The sequence below is a fragment of the Pseudomonas akapageensis genome (genome assembly GCF_011355085.1).
GTDB lineage: Bacteria > Pseudomonadota > Gammaproteobacteria > Pseudomonadales > Pseudomonadaceae > Aquipseudomonas > Aquipseudomonas akapageensis.
The window spans coordinates 240,674-261,189 of sequence record NZ_VXCP01000001.1 but is presented as its reverse complement, the minus strand read 5'-3'; the positions used below and the strand labels follow the sequence as shown (position 1 = coordinate 261,189).

Sequence of the window (20,516 nt, the reverse complement as noted above, 5' to 3'; positions counted from 1 at the left end):
GTTCGATCCTGCGCCGAACTCCATCACTAGTGTGCCAGTCGCCAAGGCAACTGGCTATCGACGCACGACCAGATACAAGCCAGCGGCCAGCATGAGCCATGCCGGCCAGGCGGTCAGGGTGGAGAACGCTCCAGCCTCTGCCGCCAGGGTAGCCCCACCGGCCAGCAGTACTCCGCCGAGCAGACGCAGGGCGCGACTATCCCCTGCCCGGGGTGGGGTTGGCTCGACAGTGTGCGATTGCGACATGCGCTCGAGCAGGTCGCGGGTCATGTTGGCTAGGTGCGGCAGCTGTTCGACCTGGCTGTGCAGGTTGCCGAGCAGGGATCTGGGGCTGACCCGCTCGCGCATCCAGCGCTCCAGGAACGGCTGGGCAGTGCTCCACAGGTCCAGGTCGGGGTACAGCTGGCGGCCCAGGCCCTCGATATTGAGCAGGGTCTTCTGCAGCAGTACCAGCTGCGGCTGGACTTCCATGTTGAAGCGCCGGGCAGTCTGGAACAGGCGCATCAATACCTGACCGAAGGAGATGTCCTTGAGCGGTTTCTCGAAGATAGGTTCGCAAACGGTACGAATAGCCGCTTCGAACTCATTGAGCTTGGTTTCGGCCGGGACCCATCCCGAGTCGATGTGCAACTGGGCGACGCGGCGGTAATCGCGCTTGAAGAAGGCGAACAGGTTGCGCGCCAGGTAGTCCTGGTCTTCGGGCGTCAAGCTGCCGACGATGCCGCAGTCAATAGCAATGTATTTCGGGCTCCAGGGCTGCACGGTGCTGACGAAGATATTGCCCGGGTGCATGTCGGCATGGAAGAAACTGTCGCGGAATACCTGGGTGAAGAAGATCTCCACGCCCCGTTCAGCCAGCATTTTCATGTCTGTGCGCTGGTCGGCGAGGGTAGCAAGGTCAGTGACCTGGATGCCGTAGATGCGTTCCATCACCAGCACCTTCGGGCGGCACCAGTCCCAGTGGACTTGCGGTACGTAGAGCAGTGGCGAGTCGTCGAAGTTGCGTTTGAGCTGGCTGGCATTGGCGGCTTCGCGCAGCAGATCGAGCTCGTCGTAGATGGTCTTTTCGTAGTCGCTGACCACCTCGACCGGGTGCAGCAGGCGGGCGTCGGCCGACAGCGCTTCGGCCACCTTGGCGATGATGAACAGCCAGGCCAGATCCTGGGCGATGATCGGTTTGAGGCCCGGGCGTACGACTTTGACCACGACCTCTTCGCCGCTTTTGAGCTGGGCTGCATGCACCTGGGCCACGGATGCCGACGCCAGTGGCTCGACATCGAAGCGGCTGAACACGGCGCTGATTTTCGCACCCAGTTGCTGCTCGATGAGGTTGATCGCCAACTGCGGGTCGAAGGGTGGAACCCGGTCCTGCAGCAGCATCAGTTCATCGGCGATGTCTTCGGGCAACAGGTCGCGGCGGGTCGAGAGCAACTGGCCGAACTTGATGAAAATCGGCCCCAGGTCCTGCAGGGCCAGGCGCAGACGCGCGCCACGACTCAGATCCAGCGGTTTGCGCGGGAACCAGCGCCAGGGCATGGCAAAGCGCGTTGCCATCAGCCACCAGGGCAGTGGCAAGGCGAACAGCAGGTCATCGAGGCGGTAGCGGATCACGACGCGCTGGATGCGCAACAAACGGCGGACGGCAAGCAGCTTCATGCGTTATCGCTGGAATTGAGGGATCGGGCCAGACGCTCTATGCGCGCCTCAAGGCGTTCTATGTCGATTTTGAGCTCGTCGAGCTCACTGAAGCGGGCTTCGGCTTCGCGCTTGCCGACCAGTGTCCGGGCCTCTTCGGCGAGGTATTCGGACAGGTTCTGGTTGAAACTGGCAACGCCCTGGCGCGTCCAGCTGGCGCGGCTGCGCAGGTGGCCGGCGATCAGTTGCGTGGCGACCGGACCGAGCCAGCGCGAGAGTTCGTATTCCCAGTCCAGCTCCAGGTCCTGCAGCACCTTGACCAGGTCCAGCAACACGCCGCTGTCGCCTTCGAGCTCGACTTGCGGGCTGTGCAGCACGGCGGTCTTGTCCTGGCTCAAGGCCAGTTGCAGCAGGCTGGAAGCCGGTGCGCGCAGGGTGCAGTCGGCTTCGTTCAGCCAATGGCTGGCCAGCATCAGGCCGTCATCGCTGGGCAGGATGAACAGCTGCAGCGCCGGGTTGCGGCAGTCGACAGCGATCACCTTGCCATCCAGCGCAGCCAGGCGCGGCAAGGCGGTGCTGTCCAGGCGCAGAACACGGTTCAAGCCGTGTTCGACACTGGCAAGTAGAGCGCTGAGCAACATCAGGGCTTGATGCCGCGGTGCAGGGCGACGATGCCGCTGGTCATGTTGTGGTAGGTCACGCGGTCGAAGCCGGCGTCCACCATCATGGCCTTGAGGGTTTCCTGGTCGGGGTGCATGCGGATCGACTCGGCCAGGTAACGGTAGCTTTCCGCGTCATTGGTGATCAGCTTGCCCATCAACGGCATGAAGGCGAACGAGTAGGCATCGTAGGCCTTGGACATCAGCGTGTTGGTCGGCTTGGAGAACTCCAGCACCAGCAGGCGGCCACCGGGCTTGAGCACCCGCAGCATCGAGCGCAGGGCGTCTTCCTTGTGGGTCACGTTGCGCAGGCCGAAGGCGATGGTCACGCAGTCGAAGTGGTTGTCCGGGAACGGCAGCTTTTCAGCGTCGGCCTGGACGAACTCGACATTGCCAGCCACGCCCAGGTCCAGCAGGCGATCGCGGCCGACCTTGAGCATCGAGGCGTTGATGTCAGCCAGGACAACCTGGCCGGTCGGGCCGACCAGGTGCGAGAACTTGCGGGTCAGGTCGCCTGTGCCGCCGGCGATGTCCAGTACGCGGTTGCCCGCACGTACGCCCGACAGCTCGATGGCGAAGCGTTTCCACAGGCGGTGCATGCCGCCGGACAACACGTCGTTCATCAGGTCGTACTTGGCCGCTACCGAGTGGAATACTTCAGCGACCTTGTCTGCCTTCTGACTTTCCGGCACGTTTTTGAAGCCGAAATGGGTGGTGGGTTCGGCATCGCTGCCTTTGCGCTGATCATTCATATCGCTGTCACCGGAAAAAATTACCGGCCATTCTAATCCCCATGGCCGTCTTTGTCTTGGCAAGGCTTGTCGCACGTGGATTGATGGGGCATCCGAGATACTATATGGCCCATGAACATTCACCCGGGAACCCTCGAATGACCCAGATCAGCGTCGAACGCAAACACAGTCTTGGCCGCGAAGCCGCCAAACAGAAGGCCGGGGTGCTGGTGGAAAAGCTCGCCAGGGAATATGGCCTGCAGGCTACCTGGGTCGGCGATACCGTGGAGGTCAAGCGCAGTGGCGCCAATGGCACCGTGAGGATCGGCGACGACACGATTCGTATCGATTTGAAGCTGGGCATGATGTTGTCGATCATGGGGGCATCGATTAAATCGGAAATCGAGCGGGCGTTGGACAAGGAACTTGCGTGATTGCTGATGGCCTCATCGCGGGCTTGCCCGCGATGAGGCCGTTTCAGACGAAGGAAATTTCCGCCTTAGGGTGAGGATTCTAATTTTTGTCATTACTTTGTGCTCAGGCCCCACTCCGGGGGCAGTTCCTCCATTCCTTTAGAGCGTGAGGTGCACAATGGCCAAAGTTACCCTGAAGAAAAAAGAAGACGCCCAGACCAACACCCTGGGTGACGTGCGTCACTATGCCCGCAAGATCTGGCTGGCAGGCCTCGGGGCCTACGCCCGTGTCGGCCAGGAAGGCGCCGAATACGTCAAAGAATTGATCAAGACCGGCGAGTCGATCGAGAAGCAAGGCAAGCAGCGCATCGACCACGAACTCGACGCGGCCAACGAATCGGTCAAGAGCAATGTCTCTACCGTGAAGGGCAAGGTCGAAGTACAGCTGGATAAAATCGAGAAGGCTTTTGATTCGCGCGTTGCCAGTGCCTTGAATCGCATTGGCATTCCGTCTAAACATGACGTCGAGACACTCTCTGCTAAGCTCGATGAGCTGACGGCATTGCTCGAACGTGTCGCGGGTAAAAATTAAGGAGAGCGGGATGGCTGGCAAGAAGAAAGTTGAGAAAGAAGAAGGCAGCTCCTGGGTCGGCGAAGTAGAGAAATACTCCCGTCAGATCTGGTTGGCCGGTTTGGGCGCTTACTCGAAGATCAGCAATGACGGCAGTAAGCTTTTCGAAACCCTGGTCAAGGATGGCGAGAAAGCCGAGAAGGCCGCCAAGACCAATGTCGATGAGCAAGTCGATGCAGTGAAAACCTCTGCCAAGTCGGCCAAGTCGCGCGTCGGTGATGTGAAAGATCGCGTCCTGGGCAAATGGGACGAGCTCGAAGAGGCTTTCGACAAGCGGCTGAACAGCGCCATATCGCGTCTGGGCGTACCTAGTCGCAATGAAGTCAAGGCGCTGCACCAGCAGGTCGATACCCTGACCAAGCAGATCGAAAAACTGACCGGTGCCTCGGTCAAGCCGGTCTCGGCCAAGGCAGCAGCGGCCAAACCTGCAGCCAAGCCACTGGCCAAGCCAGCTGCAAAAACTGCGGCGGCCAAACCTGCGGCCAAGGCAGCAGCCAAACCGGCAGCGGCCAAGCCTGCGGCAGCGAAACCTGCGGCCAAGCCTGCAGCGGCGAAAAAACCTGCCGTGAAGAAGCCCGCAGCGGCCAAGCCTGCTGTAGAGGCCAAACCGGCTTCGGCACCGACAGCATCGGCGGCACCTGCCCCGACTGCGATTCCGGTATCGACTGCGGCTGTAACCCCAGCACCAGTAGCGGCCCCGTCGCCGTCGCCAGTGACTCAGTCCTGATTCAAGCGGGATTGAACAAGCGCCCGGTCCTGAAAAGGCCGGGCGTTTTTATTGGTGCCGGTGTCAGCTTTCCAGATAACGCAATGCCAGTTGCTCGGCGGCGCGCCGTGAAGCGGGGTGCAGGTGTGGGGCGACCAGCATCATGATCTGATACACCACCACGCCGACTTCGCCGTTCTTGGCCAGGATGCGCTGGTAGTCCAGCGAGAACAGCAGGGTCATGGTGATTTGCTCCACCAGTTGCCCGAGGGCCCGGGTTTCACTGACGATTTCACCTTGTGCCTTCAGACTGGCGAGCAATGCCGCCAGGGTGCGCTTGAGCGCATTGAGCAGGCCACGGATGCCCCGGGCCAGTTTCGGCAGGCGCCCGGCCAGGTTGGACAGGTCCTGGAACAGGAACCGGTAGTGCGCCATGCGTTCGACGATCAGGTGCAGGAACAGCCAATAGTCTTCGGCCTCCAGGCGCACATCCGAAGGTGGGTCGAGCAACGGGGTCAGCTCTTCTTCGAAGCGCTCGAACAGGCCCAGGATCAAGGGTTCCTTGCCATGGAAGTGGTAATAGAGATTGCCCGGGCTGATGCCCATCTCGTTGGCAATTTCCATGGTCGAGACGTTCGGTTCGCCCTGCTCGTTGAACAGCTGCAGGGCACATTCGAGAATTCGGTCGCGGGTTTTCATCCAGTCTTCTTGGTTGGCCTGTCTGGCCGTAAGCGTTGTCAGGACCTGCGCCAGCGATCGCTGGCGGGGTTGCGAGTTGCTCAGCGCACGCGTACGTAGATGCCGGGCGCCGCTTCCATGGGCGGGTAGTTCTGGTTGCCAAGGGTCATCAGGGTTTCACGCTGGGCCCCCGAGCGCTCTTGAATCCAGCTCAGCCACTGTGGCCACCAGCTGCCGTCGACATGCGTGGCGTCGTAATACCAGGCACGTGGATCGCCGCTCAGTTTCGGGTTTTCGATGTAGTTGGCCTTGGGGTTGCTCGGCGGGTTGAGAATGCTCTGGATATGGCCACTGTTGGACAGTACGAAGCGTTTATCACCTCCGAGCAGCAGTGTGGAGCGGTACACTGCGTCCCACGGGGTGATGTGGTCATTGATACCGGCCACGCTGAAACTGTCGACGTTGACCTTCTGCAGGTCGATGGGCGTGCCGCAGACTTCCAGGCCGCCCGCACGGGTCAGCGGATTGTGCTTGAAGAAGTCCAGCAAGTCGCCATGCAGCGCGGCAGGCAGGCGCGTGTTGTCGTTGTTCCAGTAGAGAATGTCGAAGGCCGGTGGCGCCTTGCCCAACAGGTAATTGTTGACGAAATAGTTCCAGATCAAATCATTGGGTCGCATCCAGGCAAACACCCTGGCCATGTCGCGACCTTCGAGCACGCCCCTTTGGTAGGAGCGCCGCTTGGCCGATTCGAGCGTTTCCTCGTCGACGAACAGTGCCGCGGGGCTTTCTATCTGGCTGTCAAGCAGGCTGACCAGGTACGTTGCGCTGCTGATACGGCGCAGTTGCCGCTTGGCCTGGAGGTGGCCTTGCAGGGCTGCCATGGTCAGCCCGCCGGCGCAGGCTCCCATCAGGTTGACCTCGCGGCTGCCGGTGATGGCGCGGCAGACATTCACGGCCTCTTCCAGCGCCTCGACGTAGCTCGACATTCCCCATTCCCGATGACGGGCATCCGGGTTGCGCCAGCTGATCATGAAGGTCTGCAGGCCGTTCTTGAGTGCGTACTGGACGAAGCTGTTCGAGGGGCTCAGGTCGAAGATGTAGTACTTGTTGATCTGCGGCGGTACCACCAGCAGGGGGCGGGCGTATTGCTTTTCGCTCATGGGCTTGTACTGGATCAGCTCCAGTACATCGTTGCGAAACACCACCGCGCCGGGGGTGGTTGCCAGCGACTTGCCGACCTCGAAGGCGTGCTTGTTGACCTGGCTGGGCAAGCCATTGTTATTGCGCAGGTCATCGAGCAGATGGTTGAAGCCCTTGATCAGGCTCTTCCCTCCGGAGTTGTAGAGCTCCTTTATCGCCAGCGGGTTGAGCAGCGAGTTGGTCGGCGACAACGCGTCATTGAGCAAGGAAAAGACAAAATGCGCACGAGCCCGGTCGTCCTCGTCCAGATGGCTTTCGTCGATCCAGTGCCTGATCTGTTTCTGCCAGCTCAGGTAGGCCTGCAGGCCACGGCGGTAGAAAGGGTTCAGGCTCCAGGTCGGATCGTTGAAGCGCATGTCGTGCGCATTGGGTTGGTGCAGGGTGTCACCGAGCAGCACGCGGCCCAGTTGACCTCCCAGGGCCAGTGCGTGCCTGGCCGTGTTCAGGGGATGGCGCAGGCTGTGGCGCGTTACGTTGCGCAGAGTCGAGATCAGGTCGCGGCCGCGCAAGCCGGTGATTGCGTTTTGCGCATTGATGAATGCGGCGGGCGTCGGGACAGACCCCTTCGCTGGTTTGTCTTTCATGGGGCAACACTCCGTCGTCAGGCCATCAACAAACTATTCAATGCAAAAGAGACACCATCTCGGACATTGCTCAGGTGCCGCTGCTGGGAACCGGTCGCGGATGCATGACCGCCCGTTGGCGCTCTTGCTGAAGGAATTCCATGATGATGGGGGCCACGGCTTCTGCCCGGGTTATCAGGAACAGGTGGCCGTCGTCGATTATGTGTAGCTGGGCATTGGGAATCCGCCAGGCCAGCAGGCGCATATTCACCAGGGGAATCAGCGGATCGTCATCGCCGGCCAGCACCAGGGTCGGCTGAAGAATCTTGTGTAGCCAATGAACGCTGGTCCATCCCATGCCGGCGAACAGTTGCCAGTAGTAGCCGAGCTTGCCGGATGAGCGCACCTTGGAGGCATGGGCCATCGCCAGGTCCGGGTCGCGACGAAAAGCACCGCCGTAGATTTCCGGCGCGATCTTGATCACGTGCGAGGGTTGTACATAGCGCCGTGGGCTGGCCATCAGCCACAGCACCCGCGGCTTGCCTGGCACCATGACCATGCCGGCGGCCGTGGCTGCCAGCACCAGCTTCTTGCAACGCTCCGGGTAGTCGTGGGCGAATTGTTGCGCCAGCGCGCCGCCCCAGGACACGCCGATGGCATTGATCTGGCCATAGTCCAGGTAGTCGAGCATGCGTGCGGTGAGTTTCGCCAGGCTGGGGAAGCGATAAGGGCGGTTGGGTGTGGAGGAGCCGCCGACGCCGGGGACGTCGAAGGCAATGACTTCAAGGTCCGGGTCCAGGGCCTGGATGAACGGGAACACCAGCTCCAGGTTGGCGCCAATGCCATTGAAGATCAGCAAGGGCGTCAGGTGTGGCTTGCCTGGGCGCACCGCGGTGCGGATGGTCTGGCCATCCAGGTCGACGGTGCGAAAGATGTATGGTTGCGGCATGCGCTGAACCCTTTGGTTTGAAACGACCGCGGCCCATATTCGGGCCGCGGCTGTACGTTATCGCTCAACGCTCGTGCACATAAGTGCCCGGAGCTGCCTCACCAGCAGGGAAGTTCTTGTTGCCCAGGTTTGCAGGCGTCTTCTTGAGCTTGCCGGAGCGCTCCCCGAGCCATGCCTGCCAATGTAGCCACCAGGAGTCGGTGTGCTTGTTGGAGTTGTCTTGCCATTCCTCCGCCCCCTCCGACATCTCGCTGTTGGTCATGTAGCGAGCCTTGGGGTTGCCAGGCGGGTTGAGAATGCTCTGGATGTGGCCGCTGTTGGAGAGCACGAACTCGACTTTGCCGCCAAACAGCTGCGCGGACTTGTAGCACGACTTCCACGGGGTGATGTGGTCGTTGGTACCGGCCAGGCTGTAAATATCGGTGGTGACCTGCTTCAGGTCGATCGGCGTTCCGCACACTTCCAGTGCACCGGACCGGGTCAGTGGATTACTTTTGAACAATTCGATCAGGTCGCCGTGGAACGCAGCCGGCAATCGGGTGGTGTCGTTGTTCCAGAACAGGATGTCGAAGACCGGTGGTTCGTTGCCCAGCAGGTAGTTGTTGACCCAGTAATTCCAGATCAGGTCGTTGGGGCGCATCCAGGCGAACACCTTGGCCATGTCGCGGCCTTCGAGCACGCCGGCCTGGTAGGATTGGCGCTTGGCCGATTCCAGGGTCTGCTCGTCGACGAACAGGGCGACATCGGAGTCCAGCGTGGTGTCGAGTACGCTGACCAGCAGCGTCAGGGCATTGACCTTCTTCTCGCCCAGCGCCGCGTAATGGCCAAGCAGGGCGGTGCAGGTGATGCCGCCCGAGCACGCGCCGAGCATGTTGATGTCTTTACTGCCGGTGATGGCCGAGACGACGTCAACCGCCTCTTTCAGCGCGTCGATATAGGTCGACAGGCCCCACTCGCGATGGGCCTTGGTCGGGTTGCGCCAGCTGACGATGAAGGTCTGCACATTGCTGCGCAGGCAAAAGCGCGCCAGGCTCTTTTCCGGGCTCAGGTCGAACACATAGAATTTGTTGATCTGCGGTGGCACGACCAGCAACGGGCGTTCGAACACCTGTTCGGTGGTCGGGCCATACTGAATCAGCTCCAGCAGGTCATTGCGAAACACCACCGCGCCTTCGGTGGTGCCCAGGCTCTTGCCGACCTCGAAGGCTTCCATGTTCACCTGGCTGGGCATGCCGCCGTTGTGGACCAGGTCCTTGGCCAGGTGGGAAAGGCCATCGAGCAGGCTTTTGCCACCGGTCTCGAAGAAGCGCTTGACCGCTGCCGGGTTGGCCGCGGAGTTGGTAGGCGACATGGCCTCGGTCATCAGGTTGATCACGAAATGACCGCGATTGACGTCCTTGGCCGACAGGTTGCTGTTTTCGACCCAGTCATGCAGTTCCTTGCGCCAGGCCAGGTATGTCTGCATATAGCGGCGATACAGCGGGTTCTGGCTCCAGGCCGGATCGGCGAAGCGGCGATCGTCACCGGCCGGTTGCAGGCCCGATTTACCAAAGAAAACGTTCTTCAACTCGACGCCGAAATGGGCGACATGCTTGGCACTGTGCAGTGGTTGTTTGATGGCCTGTCGTAGCACCATTCGAGCAGAAGTCAGCAAATCCTTACCACGCAAGCCAACGACCGGGTTCATGCCCAGGGTATATTCAGAGGCTTGACGCTGTAGCTCTTCGTTATTCTTGAAACTCATCTACGACGCTCCGTTGTCCTGAGACGAGTACCGGCAAAGGCTGTCCGATGCCCGGTACGATCGCTCGGGTAACCAGTGAAAACGAACCATGCGTTCTCTGGCCGATTGAAAACGACTGCGAGCCTTGCGGGAAGCTATGCGTGTGAAGACAACCTGCTTTCGCTCGCGACGTCCACATCCGGACCAGGACCTGCATCGGTTTGATGCAGGTAACTTGCCAGATTCATTGGTTACCCGAGTTTGTGGAAATGCGCAAGCGAGCCATTGAATGGCAGCTGCGAGAGCATTCAAGCAGATAGAATTAGAAAATGCGCTCTAAATGGCGCGGTGAGGGGGTCAGAGCATCAGCTTGACGATGGATACGGCAGGATCGCGGGACTTTCCGGCACTTTTCAACTCTTCGAGATAGTCCGCCCAGAGTTGTTCCTGGCGGATCGAAAGCTGGTACAGGTAATCCCAGGTGAACAGGCCGCTGTCATGGCCGTCGTCGAAAGTCAGTTTCAGTGCGTACTGGCCAGCCGGCTCAATCTTGCTCAGGCCGACGCCGAGCTTGCCGAATTGCAGGATGGGTTTGCCGTGGCCCTGGACCTCGGCCGAAGGCGAGTGCACCCGCAGGAATTCGGCGGGCAGGTGGTAAACCTCGTCCGGCCCGTATTTCAGGGTCAGGGTTTTCGAGGCCTTGTGCAGTTCGATCGCGGTGGGCAATCGGTTGTTGGAAGATGTGGTCATGAGGTTCAGGGCCGCGCACGGCCCTGCCGGTTGAGAGTGAGACTTACAGAATATAACGAGACAGGTCTTCGTTCTGCGCCAATTCGCCCAGGTGGCTGTTGACGTAGTTGGCGTCGATGCGGATCGGCTCATCGTTATGGGCGCTGGCCAGATCCCCGGCACTGAACGAGACCTCTTCGAGCAGGCGCTCGAGCAGTGTGTGCAGGCGGCGGGCACCGATGTTCTCGGTCTTCTCGTTGACCTGCCAGGCGATTTCGGCCAGACGCTTGATGCCGTCGGGCAGGAATTCGATGGCCAGGCCTTCAGTCTTCAACAGTTCGCGGTATTGCTCGGTCAACGATGCGTGCGGTTCGCTGAGGATGCGTTCGAAATCTTCCGGGCTCAGGGCCTTGAGTTCGACACGGATCGGCAGGCGACCTTGCAACTCGGGCACCAGATCGCTTGGCTTGCTCAGGTGGAATGCACCGGAGGCGATGAACAGGATGTGGTCAGTCTTGACCATGCCCAGTTTGGTGTTGACCGTGCAGCCCTCGATCAGCGGTAGCAAGTCGCGCTGGACGCCTTCGCGGGACACGTCGACGCCGCCGGCGTTGCCACGCTTGGCAACCTTGTCGATCTCGTCGATGAACACGATGCCGTGCTGCTCGACCGCTTCGAGCGCCTTGGCCTTGAGCTCTTCTTCATTGACCAGGCGGCTGGCTTCTTCGTCACGCACCAGCTTGAGGGCTTCCTTGACCTTGAGCTTGCGGTTCTTGCGCTTGCCCTTGCCCATGTTGGCGAAAAGGCTCTGCAGCTGGTTGGTCATTTCTTCCATGCCAGGTGGCGCGGAGATGTCGACGCCCACCGACTCGGCGACTTCGATCTCGATTTCCTTGTCGTCCAGCTGGCCTTCGCGCAGACGCTTGCGGAACAGCTGACGGGTATTGGAGTCCTGGCTCTGCACCTGGTCTTCGTTGAAGCCGGTGCGTGCAGGTGGCAGCAGGGCGTCGAGGATGCGGTCTTCGGCGGCATCTTCGGCGCGGTGGCGAACCCGGATGATTTCCTGTTCGCGCAGCATCTTGATCGCTGCATCGGCCAGGTCACGAATGATCGAGTCCACATCACGGCCGACATAACCGACTTCGGTGAATTTGGTCGCTTCAACCTTGATGAACGGGGCATTGGCCAGCTTGGCCAGGCGCCGGGCGATTTCGGTCTTGCCGACGCCGGTCGGGCCGATCATCAGGATGTTCTTGGGCGTGACTTCAACGCGCAGTTCTTCGGGCAACTGCATGCGCCGCCAGCGGTTGCGCAGGGCAATGGCTACGGCGCGCTTGGCGTCGTCCTGGCCAATGATATGGCGGTTGAGTTCGTGGACGATTTCGCGGGGGGTCATTGGCATGATGTATGGAAGTCCTCTAGCAAGAATAAAAGCGTGGGAAGGCCCGGCGTTGGCACCGGGCGCCAGAACAGCCTGTTATTCCGCGAGGTCCTGCTCCTCGATGGTGATGTTGTGGTTGGTGAATACGCAGATGTCACCGGCGATGCCGAGTGCGGTTTCGGTGATTTCGCGGGCCGAGAGATCGGTTTTCATCAGCAGGGCGCGGGCAGCGGCCTGGGCAAAGGCGCCACCGGAACCCATGGCGATCAGGCCGTCTTCGGGTTCAACCACATCGCCGTTACCGGTAATGATCAGCGAAGCGTCCTTGTTGGCCACGGCCAGCATGGCTTCCAGACGGCTCAGGGAGCGGTCGGTGCGCCACTCCTTGGCCAGTTCGACGGCCGCTCGCACCAGGTGACCCTGGTGTTTTTCCAGCTGGCCTTCGAAACGCTCGAAAAGGGTGAAGGCGTCGGCGGTGGCACCGGCAAAGCCGGCGATGACCTGGCCGTGGTACAGGCGGCGCACTTTCTTGGCGTTGCCTTTCATCACGGTATTACCGAGGGAAACCTGGCCGTCGCCGCCCATGACGACTTTGCCGTGGCGACGAACTGAAACGATGGTGGTCAAGGGAGAGTCTCCACGCAGCTGGGCGAAAATGCCTGATGGAGACTCATATGGGGGTGGTGGGCGGTATTTCAACTGTGGGGGACGAGTGGTGGGTTATATGCGACCGCTTTGCGGTCGATCGCGGGCAAGCCAGCTCCCACAGAGGGTGCGGGGACGCATTGATTCCCTGTGGGAGCGGCGGTGCGACGACCCGACTTGCCCGCGATGAGGCCAGTACTACTGGCGAATCTGCCGCTGCTGCAGCAACAAATTACCAAATCCGCTCCCCGACAACTGCTTCTGCGCCGTGGTCAGCTGCTCCCGGTTGCTGAACGGCCCGACCAGCACCCGGAACCAGGTCTCGTCTTTAACAGTGCCGGACTCAACCTGTACCGCCTGTCCCAGCAGAATGATCTGCGCGCGAACCTTGTCGGCATCGGTCTGTTTGCGGAACGAGCCTGCCTGCAGGAAGAACTGCGTGGTAGCCGCCGGCTTCACCACCGGTGGGGCCGGTGGCGGTGTCAATCCGCTCAAGGCCGCCTGGGCTCGTGCGGTGTCGATCTTGGCCGCTTCGGCCGGGGTTACCGGCGCTTGTGCCGGTACTGGCGGAGTCTTCTCCGGCACGGCTTCTGGCGGCACGATGACTTCCGACTCAGGCAGCAGCGTGTAGAAGTCGTACTTCGGCTTCACCGGTTTCTGCGGGCTTGGCTCGGTCTTGTTGGCCTCGGCAATCTTCGCCGCCTTCTGCTGCTCGATCTTGACCCGCTTGATGTCCTCGTTGCCCGGATCGAGCTTCATCAGAAACACGATAAAGGCGCCGACCGTCAGACCGACCACCATCCACAGAAATCCCGGGATCGGTTTCTTGGTTGGGGCTTGGTTTCGGCTGGCGCCACGCTTGGGAGCAGGTTTTTTCTTGGCAGCCAACTTACATGCGCTCCAGGGTTTCCAGGCCCAGCAGCTCCAGGCCTTGCTTGAGCGTGCGACCCGTTAGGGCTGCCAGGCGCAGGCGGCTCTGTTGCTGCTCGGGGCTGTCGGCGCTGAGGATCGGGCAGTTCTCGTAGAAGCTGGAGAACAGGCCGGCAACGTCGTACAGGTAGGTGCAGAGTGTGTGTGGCGTGCCTTTTTCGGCAACGTTGTTCAACACCTCGCCGAACTGCGCCAGGCGCGCGGCCAGATCCTGCTCCTGGGGTGCCTGCAGCGAAATCTGGCCATCGACTTCGCTGAAGTCCTTGCCCAGCTTGCGGAACACGCCGGCTACCCGGGTGTAGGCGTAGAGCAGGTAGGGTGCGGTATTGCCTTCGAAGTTGAGCATCTGGTCGAAGTTGAAGCTGTAGTCGCTGGTGCGGTGCTTGGACAGGTCGGCGTATTTCACCGCACCGATCCCGACAACCTTGGCGATGTTGCGCAGATCGGCTTCGGCCAGCTCCGGGTTCTTTTCCTTGACCAGGGCATAGGCGCGTTCCTGGGCTTCGGTGAGCAGGTCGATCAGCTTTACGGTGCCGCCGTCACGGGTCTTGAACGGGCGGCCATCGGCACCGTTCATGGTGCCGAAGCCCATGTGCTCCATTTGCATGTCGTTGGTGACGAAACCGGCGCGGCGGGCCACTTCGAAGACTTGCTGGAAGTGCAGGGCCTGGCGCTGGTCGACGAAATACAGGGCGCGGTCGGCCTTGAGCACGCCGCTGCGATAGCGCACGGCTGCAAGGTCGGTGGTGGCATAGAGGTAGCCGCCGTCGGCCTTCTGCACGATCACCGGCAGCGGGTCGCCGTCGGCGTTCTTGAATTCTTCGAGGAAGACGCACTGGGCGCCGTTGCTCTCGACCAGCAGGCCCTTGGCCTTGAGGTCGTTGATCACGTTGATCAGGTCGTCGTTATAGGCGCTCTCACCCATGACGTCGGCCGGAGTGAGCTTGACGTTGAGCAGTTCGTAGATTTTCTGGCAGTGGGACAGGGAGATGTCCTTGAAGCGTTCCCACAGGCCCAGGCACTCCGGGTCGCCAGCTTGCAGCTTGACCACCAGACCACGGGCGCGGTCGGCGAACTCTTCGGATTCGTCGAAGCGCTTTTTGGCGGCGCGATAGAAGATTTCGAGGTCCGACAGTTCGTCGCTGGTGATCGGGTTTTCCTGCAGGTAGGCCATCAGCATGCCGAACTGGGTGCCCCAGTCGCCCACGTGGTTCTGCCGGATCACGGTGTCACCGAGAAACTCCAGAACGCGAGCCACGCCGTCGCCGATGATGGTCGAGCGCAGGTGGCCGACGTGCATCTCCTTGGCCAGGTTCGGTGCCGACAGGTCGACCACGGTACGCTGGGCCGGGCCGGCCTTGCGCACACCGACGTGGGCATCAGCCAATGCCGCATCCAGGCGCGAAGCCAGGGCCTGGGTGTTCTGGAAGAAGTTGAGAAAACCGGGGCCGGCGATCTCGGCTTTGCTGATCTGCTCGTCGGCGGGCAGCGCGGCGATGATCTTTTCCGCCAGGTCACGGGGCTTCATGCCGGCGGGCTTGGCCAGCATCATCGCGATATTGCTGGCGAAATCGCCGTGGGTCTTGTCCCGGGCGTTTTCCACCTGGATCGCCGGCGTCAGCCCTTCAGGCAACACACCTTCATTGACGAGTTGGGTGAGGGCTTGTTGGATCAGCTGGCGAATGGTGTCTTTCATGGTCTTCTCTTCGACCGCAAGCGCGGCAGCGCTTCGATGCGCAGGTGGAAAAACTGGGCATTATCCGTTGCGGGGGCTGGCTTGCCAACCTTCTGTGTTGGCAGTACCGGCCTCATCGCTGGCAAGCCAGCTCCCACAGTAGGTCTTTGGTGGCCACAAAACCCTGTGGGAGCGGGCTTGCCCGCGATGAGGCCCGTACAGTCAACATACATCAATAAAGGTCGACGGGATCCACATCCAGCGACCAACGTACCTGCCGCCCACTGGGCATCTGCTCCAGACGCAGCAGCCAGGCGCTGAGCAATCGGTGCAGAGGCGCGCGGGCGTTGGCCTGCAGCAGCAATTGCGCCCGATATCGCCCGGCACGGCGCTCCATGGGCGCGGGGACCGGGCCAAGCAGTTCGATTCCGCCCAGGCCGAGCTCTGCCAGCAAATGCTCGGCTTCGCTGCAGGCCTCGTCCAGAAAGCCTTCGGCTTGCCCGGGCTTGTGCGCTTCGGCGCGCAACAGCGCCAGATGCGCGAAAGGCGGCAGCCCCGCGGCACGGCGTTCGCTCAGGGCCTGTTCGGCAAAGGCGAAATAGCCTTGTTCGGTCAATTGCACCAGCAGTGGATGGTCGGCCAGGTGTGTCTGGATGATCACCTTGCCCGGTTCTTCGGCGCGACCTGCGCGCCCTGCAACCTGAACAATCAATTGCGCCATGCGCTCGCTGGCGCGGAAGTCGCCGGAAAACAGCCCGCCATCGGCATCCAGGATCGAAACCAGGGTCACTCGCGGGAAGTGATGGCCCTTAGCTAGCATCTGGGTGCCGACGAGGATGCACGGCTGGCCGCGCTGGATGGTCGCGAACAGCTGGTTCATCGCGTCCTTGCGCGAGGTGCTGTCGCGGTCGACACGCAACACCGGATAGTCCGGGAACAGAATGCTCAGGCGCTCTTCGGCGCGTTCGGTACCGGCGCCGACCGGGCGCAGATCGACCTTGGCACATTGGGGGCACCGACGGGGTACGCGCTCGACATAGCCGCAATGGTGGCAGCGCAATTCGCCCGAGCGCTGGTGCACGGTCATGCGTGCGTCGCAGCGCGAGCACTCCGAAAGCCAGCCGCAATCGTGGCAGAGCAGGGTCGGGGCGAAGCCGCGGCGGTTGAGGAAGACCAGGACTTGCTGGCCGGCGGCGAGGGTCTGGCCGATGGCTTGCTGCATCGGCCCGCTGATGCCGCTGTCCAGGGGGCGGCTTTTTACATCCAGGCGCAGGAAGCGCGGCTGTTGGGCGCCGCCGGCCCGGTGGTTGAGGCGAAGCAGGCCATAGCGGCCGCTGTGGGCATTGTGCAGGCTTTCCAGCGACGGTGTGGCCGAGCCGAGCAGGATCGGGATGTTTTCCTGGCGGGCGCGGACCAGGGCCAGGTCCCGCGCGTGATAGCGCAGGCCTTCCTGCTGTTTATACGAACCGTCGTGTTCTTCGTCGATGATGATCAGGCCCGGGTGCTTCATTGGTGTGAACAGAGCCGAGCGCGTGCCGATGATGATATCGGCTTCGCCGTCGCGAGCCGCCAGCCAGGCCTCGAGGCGCTCGCGGTCATTGACCGCCGAGTGCAGCAGGGCAATCCGTGCATTGAAGCGTTGTTCGAAACGCGCCAGGGTTTGTGGCCCCAGGTTGATCTCCGGGATCAGGATCAGCGCCTGTTTCCCGGCTTCGAGGGTTTCGCGTATCAGTTGCAGATAGACTTCGGTCTTGCCGCTGCCGGTCACCCCGGCCAGCAGGAAGGCGTGGAAACTGCCGAATCCAGCCCGCACGGCGTTGAAGGCGGCTTTTTGCTCGTCGTTCAACGGCAATTCCGGCTGGGCTAGCCAGTGCTCATGGCGCTCGCTCGGGGTGTGACGACGGACTTCAACCTGAACCAGTTCCTTGGCCAGCAGCAGATCGAGGCTGTCCTTGCTCAACATCAGCTTGCCGAGCAACTGATGAGCAACCCCGTGAGGGTGCTGCGCCAGTGTTGCCAGGGCTTCGCGCTGCCTCGGGGCACGGCTGATGCGAGGGTCGTCGAGCCGCGCGCCGGGGGCGATCTGCCAGAATCGTTCCTGCCGGGCTTCGGCGGGATCGCCCTGGCGCAACAGGACCGGCAGCGCCCAGCTCAAGGTGTCGCCCAGGCTGTGCTGGTAGTACTGGGCTGTCCACAGGCATAGCTTGAACAGTGCCGGGGGCAGTGGCGAGACCGGGTCGAGCAGGGCGATGGCCGGCTTGAGCTTTTCCGCCGGCACTTCGCTGCGATCGGTGACTTCGATCAGGATGCCGATCATCTCGCGGCGTCCGAACGGGACGCGCAAGCGCATGCCCGGCGTCAGTGCGCTGCGTGCCATGCCGGCCGGTGCCCGGTAGTCGAACAGGCGTCGCAGGGGCGAGGGTAGGGCGAGGCGCAGGATGGCGTCGGGCACGCGGGAGGATCTCTTGGGCGGACGGAAAAGAAGGTCCGGAGCCTAGCAGACGGTCGGTTCAAGGGACAGCTTGCGTGATTGACACGGTCTGGTAGAATTCGCGCCTTAATTTCGTGCGGTATTCAACAATAGTGTTGGGTGGCGGCACGCTAGCCTGAGGAAGACACCATGAAAGCCGATATCCATCCAGAATACCCAGAAGTTGCCGTAACCTGCAGCTGCGGCAACAAGTTCGAAACTCGTTCGACCTTCGGCAAAGCCCTGGCGATCGACGTTTGCAACGAGTGCCACCCGTTCTACACCGGTAAGCAGAAGACTCTGGACACCGGCGGCCGCGTTCAGCGCTTTGCCGATCGTTTCGGTGCTTTCGGTGCCAAAAAGGCCTGAGGCCAATAACGTTGGAAAGCCGCTGCGGCTTCTCCTCGTTGATGAAAAAGGCGTCCCTTGCGGGCGCCTTTTTTATGTCCGCGATTTGGCTGGCGCCCGCCCAGGCGTTCTGCCCGTCCCCCGGCGGCCTGCCCACAGCGCAGGTGCGCGAGGTGGTCGACGGCGATACGCTGCGCCTGCAGGATGGGCGCAGCGTGCGCATGCTGGGTATCAATACCCCTGAAATCGGCCGCAAGGGTCGCCCGACCGAGCCTTTTGCCGATGCCGCGCGCAAGCGCCTGCAAGCATTGGTGGACGCGAGTGACGGGCGCGTCGGATTAATGGTCGGCCAGCAGGGCCGGGATCACTACGGTCGAACGCTGGCCCATGTCTTTGGCGCCAACGGCAACAGTTTCGAGGCTCAACTGCTCGCCGAAGGGCTCGGTTATCTGGTGGTGGTGGCGCCGAATGTGGAATTGGCCGACTGCCAGCAGCAGGCCGAGCGCGTGGCGCGTCAAAGTCACCTGGGCGTTTGGCGACAGTCACCCGTCATTACCGTCGATCGGCTGAGTCAATCGGGGTTCGCCCTGATCAGCGGTCGAGTCAGTGCGATTGAGCGCAATCGTGGGGGAATCTGGATCGAATTGGGTCCTGATGCGGTGCTTCATGTCCCGCCGAAACTTCAGGGCGCCTTTGCGTCCTCCTTCCTCGACGGGCTTGAGGGTCGGCAGGTTGTGGCGCGGGGCTGGGTCATCGACCGCTCGCGGCGCGGCGGCTTGAAAGCTGGCCAGGCGCGCTGGATGCTGCCGCTGACTGCGCCGGCCATGCTCGAGCGCGCTGACTGAACAAAAATTGTAGACAATTTTTATTTTAATTGTGAACAGTGGAGGCCTTGCGGGCTGTGGCTCTTGGCAGAAAGTCGTAGGCTAAAGCGCTTGACACAAGTGACCGGGCAGTCTTGTCGGGCCTTTGCATCTTGCGTATCCTCGGCGGTCCGTCAGAACAGTAAAAGCGGAATGCCCACCATGTCAGATTTGAAAACCGCCGCTCTCGAATACCATGCTCAGCCTCGTCCGGGGAAACTGAGCGTCGAGCTCACCAAACCTACCGCCACTGCACGCGACCTGTCGCTGGCTTACAGCCCGGGCGTAGCAGAACCTGTTCGCGAAATCGCTCGCGACGCGGAACTGGCCTACAAATACACCGGCAAGGGCAACCTGGTAGCAGTGATTTCGGATGGCACCGCGATTCTTGGCCTGGGTAACCTGGGCCCACTGGCCTCCAAGCCGGTCATGGAAGGCAAGGGCGTTCTGTTCAAGCGTTTCGCTGGCATCGATGTATTCGATATCGAAGTCGACTCGGAAAGCCCGCAGGCATTCATCGACACCGTCAAGCGTATCTCCATCACCTTCGGCGGCATCAACCTGGAAGACATCAAGGCACCTGAGTGCTTCGAGATCGAACGTGCCCTGATCGAGCAGTGCGATATTCCAGTATTCCACGATGACCAGCACGGCACCGCTATCGTGACAGCGGCCGGTATGATCAACGCCCTGGAAATCGCCGGTAAAACCCTCGAAGACGCGAAAATCGTCTGCCTGGGCGCCGGTGCTGCCGCGATCTCCTGCATGAAGCTGCTGGTGAGCATGGGCGCGAAGATCGAGAACATCTTCATGGTCGACCGTACTGGCGTGATCCACGCTGGCCGTGACGACCTGAACCAGTACAAGGCCGTGTTCGCCCACGCGACCGACAAGCGCACCCTGGCTGAAGCCCTGGATGGCGCTGACGTATTCGTCGGTCTGTCGGGTCCGAACCTGCTGAGCGCAGAGAACCTGCTGCGCATGGCGCCGAACCCGATCGTGTTCGCCTGCTCCAACCCGGATCCGGAAATCTCCCCTGAGCTGGCCCACGCCACGCGCAGCGACGTGATCATGGCCACCGGTCGTTCGGACTACCCGAACCAGGTAAACAACGTTCTGGGCTTCCCGTTCATCTTCCGTGGTGCCCTGGACGTTCGCGCCAAGCGCATCAACGAAGAAATGAAAATTGCCGCGGCCAACGCCCTGCGCGAACTGGCCAAGTTGCCGGTGCCCAAGGAAGTCTGCGATGCCTACGGCGGTATCTCCCTGGAATTCGGTCGTGAGTACATCATTCCGAAGCCAATGGACGCCCGCCTGATCACCGTGATTTCCGACGCGGTTGCCAAGGCTGCGATCGAGACCGGTGTGGCAACCCTGCCGTACCCGAAGAACTACCCGCTCAAAAGCGTGGATGACGTGTTCAACGGCTAAGCCGTTGTAACGCTTCAAACAAAAAAGCCCCGGCTCGAGAGAGTCGGGGCTTTTTTGTTGTTTGTGGTTTGGCTTGAGGACCTCATCGCGGGCAAGCGGAACGCCGCCCGGCCCTTCCTACAGAGTCAGTGCGCACCCTGTAGGAGCGGCGGTGCG

General features: G+C 61.4%; 18 protein-coding genes and 1 pseudogene. 6 read left to right on the top strand and 13 right to left on the bottom strand.

The features are described from left to right. Positions 1-54: 54 nt before the first annotated feature. From ubiB to ubiE, 3 genes are read right to left on the bottom strand one after another with little or no spacing between them, the layout of a single operon-like run. Positions 55-1,656: a ubiquinone biosynthesis regulatory protein kinase UbiB gene (gene ubiB / locus F2S13_RS01095; RefSeq protein ID WP_166358131.1), complete on the bottom strand. Its 1,602-nt coding sequence runs from the start codon at positions 1,654-1,656 to the stop codon at positions 55-57. Continuing rightward, positions 1,653-2,276, bottom strand: coding sequence for a ubiquinone biosynthesis accessory factor UbiJ (locus F2S13_RS01090; RefSeq protein ID WP_166358129.1), 624 nt, complete (start codon positions 2,274-2,276; stop codon positions 1,653-1,655). The genes ubiB and F2S13_RS01090 overlap by 4 nt, the downstream gene beginning before the upstream one ends. Then, positions 2,276-3,046 (bottom strand): bifunctional demethylmenaquinone methyltransferase/2-methoxy-6-polyprenyl-1,4-benzoquinol methylase UbiE, encoded by a 771-nt coding sequence (gene ubiE, locus F2S13_RS01085; RefSeq protein ID WP_166358127.1) that lies wholly within the window; start codon positions 3,044-3,046, stop codon positions 2,276-2,278. Before ubiE ends, F2S13_RS01090 begins: the two co-directional genes overlap by 1 nt. 137 nt (positions 3,047-3,183) lie before the next feature. Between ubiE and F2S13_RS01080 the strand changes: the two genes are divergently transcribed. The 3 genes and pseudogenes from F2S13_RS01080 to F2S13_RS01070 all read left to right on the top strand — a co-directional run. Further along, on the top strand, positions 3,184-3,459 hold the full coding sequence (locus F2S13_RS01080) for a polyhydroxyalkanoic acid system family protein (protein WP_166358125.1): 276 nt from the start codon (positions 3,184-3,186) through the stop codon (positions 3,457-3,459). A gap of 157 nt (positions 3,460-3,616) precedes the next feature. Beyond that, positions 3,617-4,030 (top strand): phasin family protein, encoded by a 414-nt coding sequence (locus F2S13_RS01075; protein WP_166358123.1) that lies wholly within the window; start codon positions 3,617-3,619, stop codon positions 4,028-4,030. Between the two features lie 10 nt (positions 4,031-4,040). Next, positions 4,041-4,754 (top strand): annotated as a pseudogene (locus F2S13_RS01070) (phasin family protein); the annotation flags it as partial. 105 nt (positions 4,755-4,859) lie between these two features. Here F2S13_RS01070 and F2S13_RS01065 read toward each other — a convergent pair. The 10 genes from F2S13_RS01065 to F2S13_RS01020 all read right to left on the bottom strand — a co-directional run bounded on the left by F2S13_RS01065 (position 4,860) and on the right by F2S13_RS01020 (position 17,700). After that, positions 4,860-5,474, bottom strand: a complete 615-nt coding sequence (locus tag F2S13_RS01065; RefSeq protein ID WP_166358119.1) for a TetR/AcrR family transcriptional regulator — start codon at positions 5,472-5,474, stop codon at positions 4,860-4,862. A gap of 80 nt (positions 5,475-5,554) precedes the next feature. Then, positions 5,555-7,237 carry a class II poly(R)-hydroxyalkanoic acid synthase gene (gene phaC / locus F2S13_RS01060; protein ID WP_166358117.1) on the bottom strand — a complete coding sequence of 561 codons (1,683 nt, stop codon included), beginning with the start codon at positions 7,235-7,237 and terminating at the stop codon, positions 5,555-5,557. Between the two features lie 70 nt (positions 7,238-7,307). Continuing rightward, a complete protein-coding gene (phaZ, locus tag F2S13_RS01055) occupies positions 7,308-8,165 on the bottom strand; it encodes a poly(3-hydroxyalkanoate) depolymerase (protein ID WP_166358115.1) in 858 nt (285 codons plus the stop codon). A gap of 64 nt (positions 8,166-8,229) precedes the next feature. After that, complete coding sequence (gene phaC, locus F2S13_RS01050) at positions 8,230-9,909, bottom strand: class II poly(R)-hydroxyalkanoic acid synthase (RefSeq protein WP_166358113.1); 1,680 nt, start codon at positions 9,907-9,909, stop codon at positions 8,230-8,232. Positions 9,910-10,245: 336 nt separating this feature from the next. Beyond that, a complete protein-coding gene (locus F2S13_RS01045; RefSeq protein ID WP_166358111.1) occupies positions 10,246-10,638 on the bottom strand; it encodes a gamma-butyrobetaine hydroxylase family protein in 393 nt (130 codons plus the stop codon). Between the two features lie 43 nt (positions 10,639-10,681). Then, positions 10,682-12,019: an ATP-dependent protease ATPase subunit HslU gene (gene hslU, locus F2S13_RS01040; RefSeq protein WP_166358109.1), complete on the bottom strand. Its 1,338-nt coding sequence runs from the start codon at positions 12,017-12,019 to the stop codon at positions 10,682-10,684. 75 nt (positions 12,020-12,094) lie between these two features. Continuing rightward, positions 12,095-12,625 (bottom strand): ATP-dependent protease subunit HslV, encoded by a 531-nt coding sequence (gene hslV / locus F2S13_RS01035; protein WP_166358107.1) that lies wholly within the window; start codon positions 12,623-12,625, stop codon positions 12,095-12,097. Positions 12,626-12,841: 216 nt separating this feature from the next. Next, entirely contained in the window at positions 12,842-13,531 is a 690-nt protein-coding gene (locus tag F2S13_RS01030) for an SPOR domain-containing protein (protein ID WP_166358105.1), read from the bottom strand. A 1-nt stretch (position 13,532) separates the two neighbouring features. Then, on the bottom strand, positions 13,533-15,269 hold the full coding sequence (argS, locus tag F2S13_RS01025; RefSeq protein WP_166358103.1) for an arginine--tRNA ligase: 1,737 nt from the start codon (positions 15,267-15,269) through the stop codon (positions 13,533-13,535). A gap of 211 nt (positions 15,270-15,480) precedes the next feature. After that, the gene (locus F2S13_RS01020) at positions 15,481-17,700 is read right to left on the bottom strand and encodes a primosomal protein N' (RefSeq protein ID WP_166358101.1); all 2,220 of its coding nucleotides are present in this window, start codon (positions 17,698-17,700) and stop codon (positions 15,481-15,483) included. A 168-nt stretch (positions 17,701-17,868) separates the two neighbouring features. Between F2S13_RS01020 and rpmE the strand changes: the two genes are divergently transcribed. From rpmE to F2S13_RS01005, 3 genes are all read left to right on the top strand, one after another. Next, a complete protein-coding gene (gene rpmE / locus F2S13_RS01015) occupies positions 17,869-18,087 on the top strand; it encodes a 50S ribosomal protein L31 (protein WP_150703410.1) in 219 nt (72 codons plus the stop codon). Between the two features lie 41 nt (positions 18,088-18,128). After that, the gene (locus F2S13_RS01010) at positions 18,129-18,911 is read left to right on the top strand and encodes a thermonuclease family protein (protein WP_166358099.1); all 783 of its coding nucleotides are present in this window, start codon (positions 18,129-18,131) and stop codon (positions 18,909-18,911) included. A gap of 180 nt (positions 18,912-19,091) precedes the next feature. Then, positions 19,092-20,360 carry a malic enzyme-like NAD(P)-binding protein gene (locus tag F2S13_RS01005; RefSeq protein WP_166358097.1) on the top strand — a complete coding sequence of 423 codons (1,269 nt, stop codon included), beginning with the start codon at positions 19,092-19,094 and terminating at the stop codon, positions 20,358-20,360. Positions 20,361-20,516 lie beyond the last annotated feature (156 nt).

Bases quoted from the DNA above. Each gene is read 5' to 3' on its own strand.
- ubiB (WP_166358131.1), bottom strand. From the start codon at position 1,656: ATGAAGCTGCTTGCCGTCCGCCGTTTGTTGCGCATCCAGCGCGTCGTG.
- F2S13_RS01090 (WP_166358129.1), bottom strand. From the start codon at position 2,276: ATGTTGCTCAGCGCTCTACTTGCCAGTGTCGAACACGGCTTGAACCGT.
- ubiE (WP_166358127.1), bottom strand. From the start codon at position 3,046: ATGAATGATCAGCGCAAAGGCAGCGATGCCGAACCCACCACCCATTTC.
- F2S13_RS01080 (WP_166358125.1), top strand. From the start codon at position 3,184: ATGACCCAGATCAGCGTCGAACGCAAACACAGTCTTGGCCGCGAAGCC.
- F2S13_RS01075 (WP_166358123.1), top strand. From the start codon at position 3,617: ATGGCCAAAGTTACCCTGAAGAAAAAAGAAGACGCCCAGACCAACACC.
- F2S13_RS01065 (WP_166358119.1), bottom strand. From the start codon at position 5,474: ATGAAAACCCGCGACCGAATTCTCGAATGTGCCCTGCAGCTGTTCAAC.
- phaC (WP_166358117.1), bottom strand. From the start codon at position 7,237: ATGAAAGACAAACCAGCGAAGGGGTCTGTCCCGACGCCCGCCGCATTC.
- phaZ (WP_166358115.1), bottom strand. From the start codon at position 8,165: ATGCCGCAACCATACATCTTTCGCACCGTCGACCTGGATGGCCAGACC.
- phaC (WP_166358113.1), bottom strand. From the start codon at position 9,909: ATGAGTTTCAAGAATAACGAAGAGCTACAGCGTCAAGCCTCTGAATAT.
- F2S13_RS01045 (WP_166358111.1), bottom strand. From the start codon at position 10,638: ATGACCACATCTTCCAACAACCGATTGCCCACCGCGATCGAACTGCAC.
- hslU (WP_166358109.1), bottom strand. From the start codon at position 12,019: ATGCCAATGACCCCCCGCGAAATCGTCCACGAACTCAACCGCCATATC.
- argS (WP_166358103.1), bottom strand. From the start codon at position 15,269: ATGAAAGACACCATTCGCCAGCTGATCCAACAAGCCCTCACCCAACTC.
- rpmE (WP_150703410.1), top strand. From the start codon at position 17,869: ATGAAAGCCGATATCCATCCAGAATACCCAGAAGTTGCCGTAACCTGC.
- F2S13_RS01010 (WP_166358099.1), top strand. From the start codon at position 18,129: ATGAAAAAGGCGTCCCTTGCGGGCGCCTTTTTTATGTCCGCGATTTGG.
- F2S13_RS01005 (WP_166358097.1), top strand. From the start codon at position 19,092: ATGTCAGATTTGAAAACCGCCGCTCTCGAATACCATGCTCAGCCTCGT.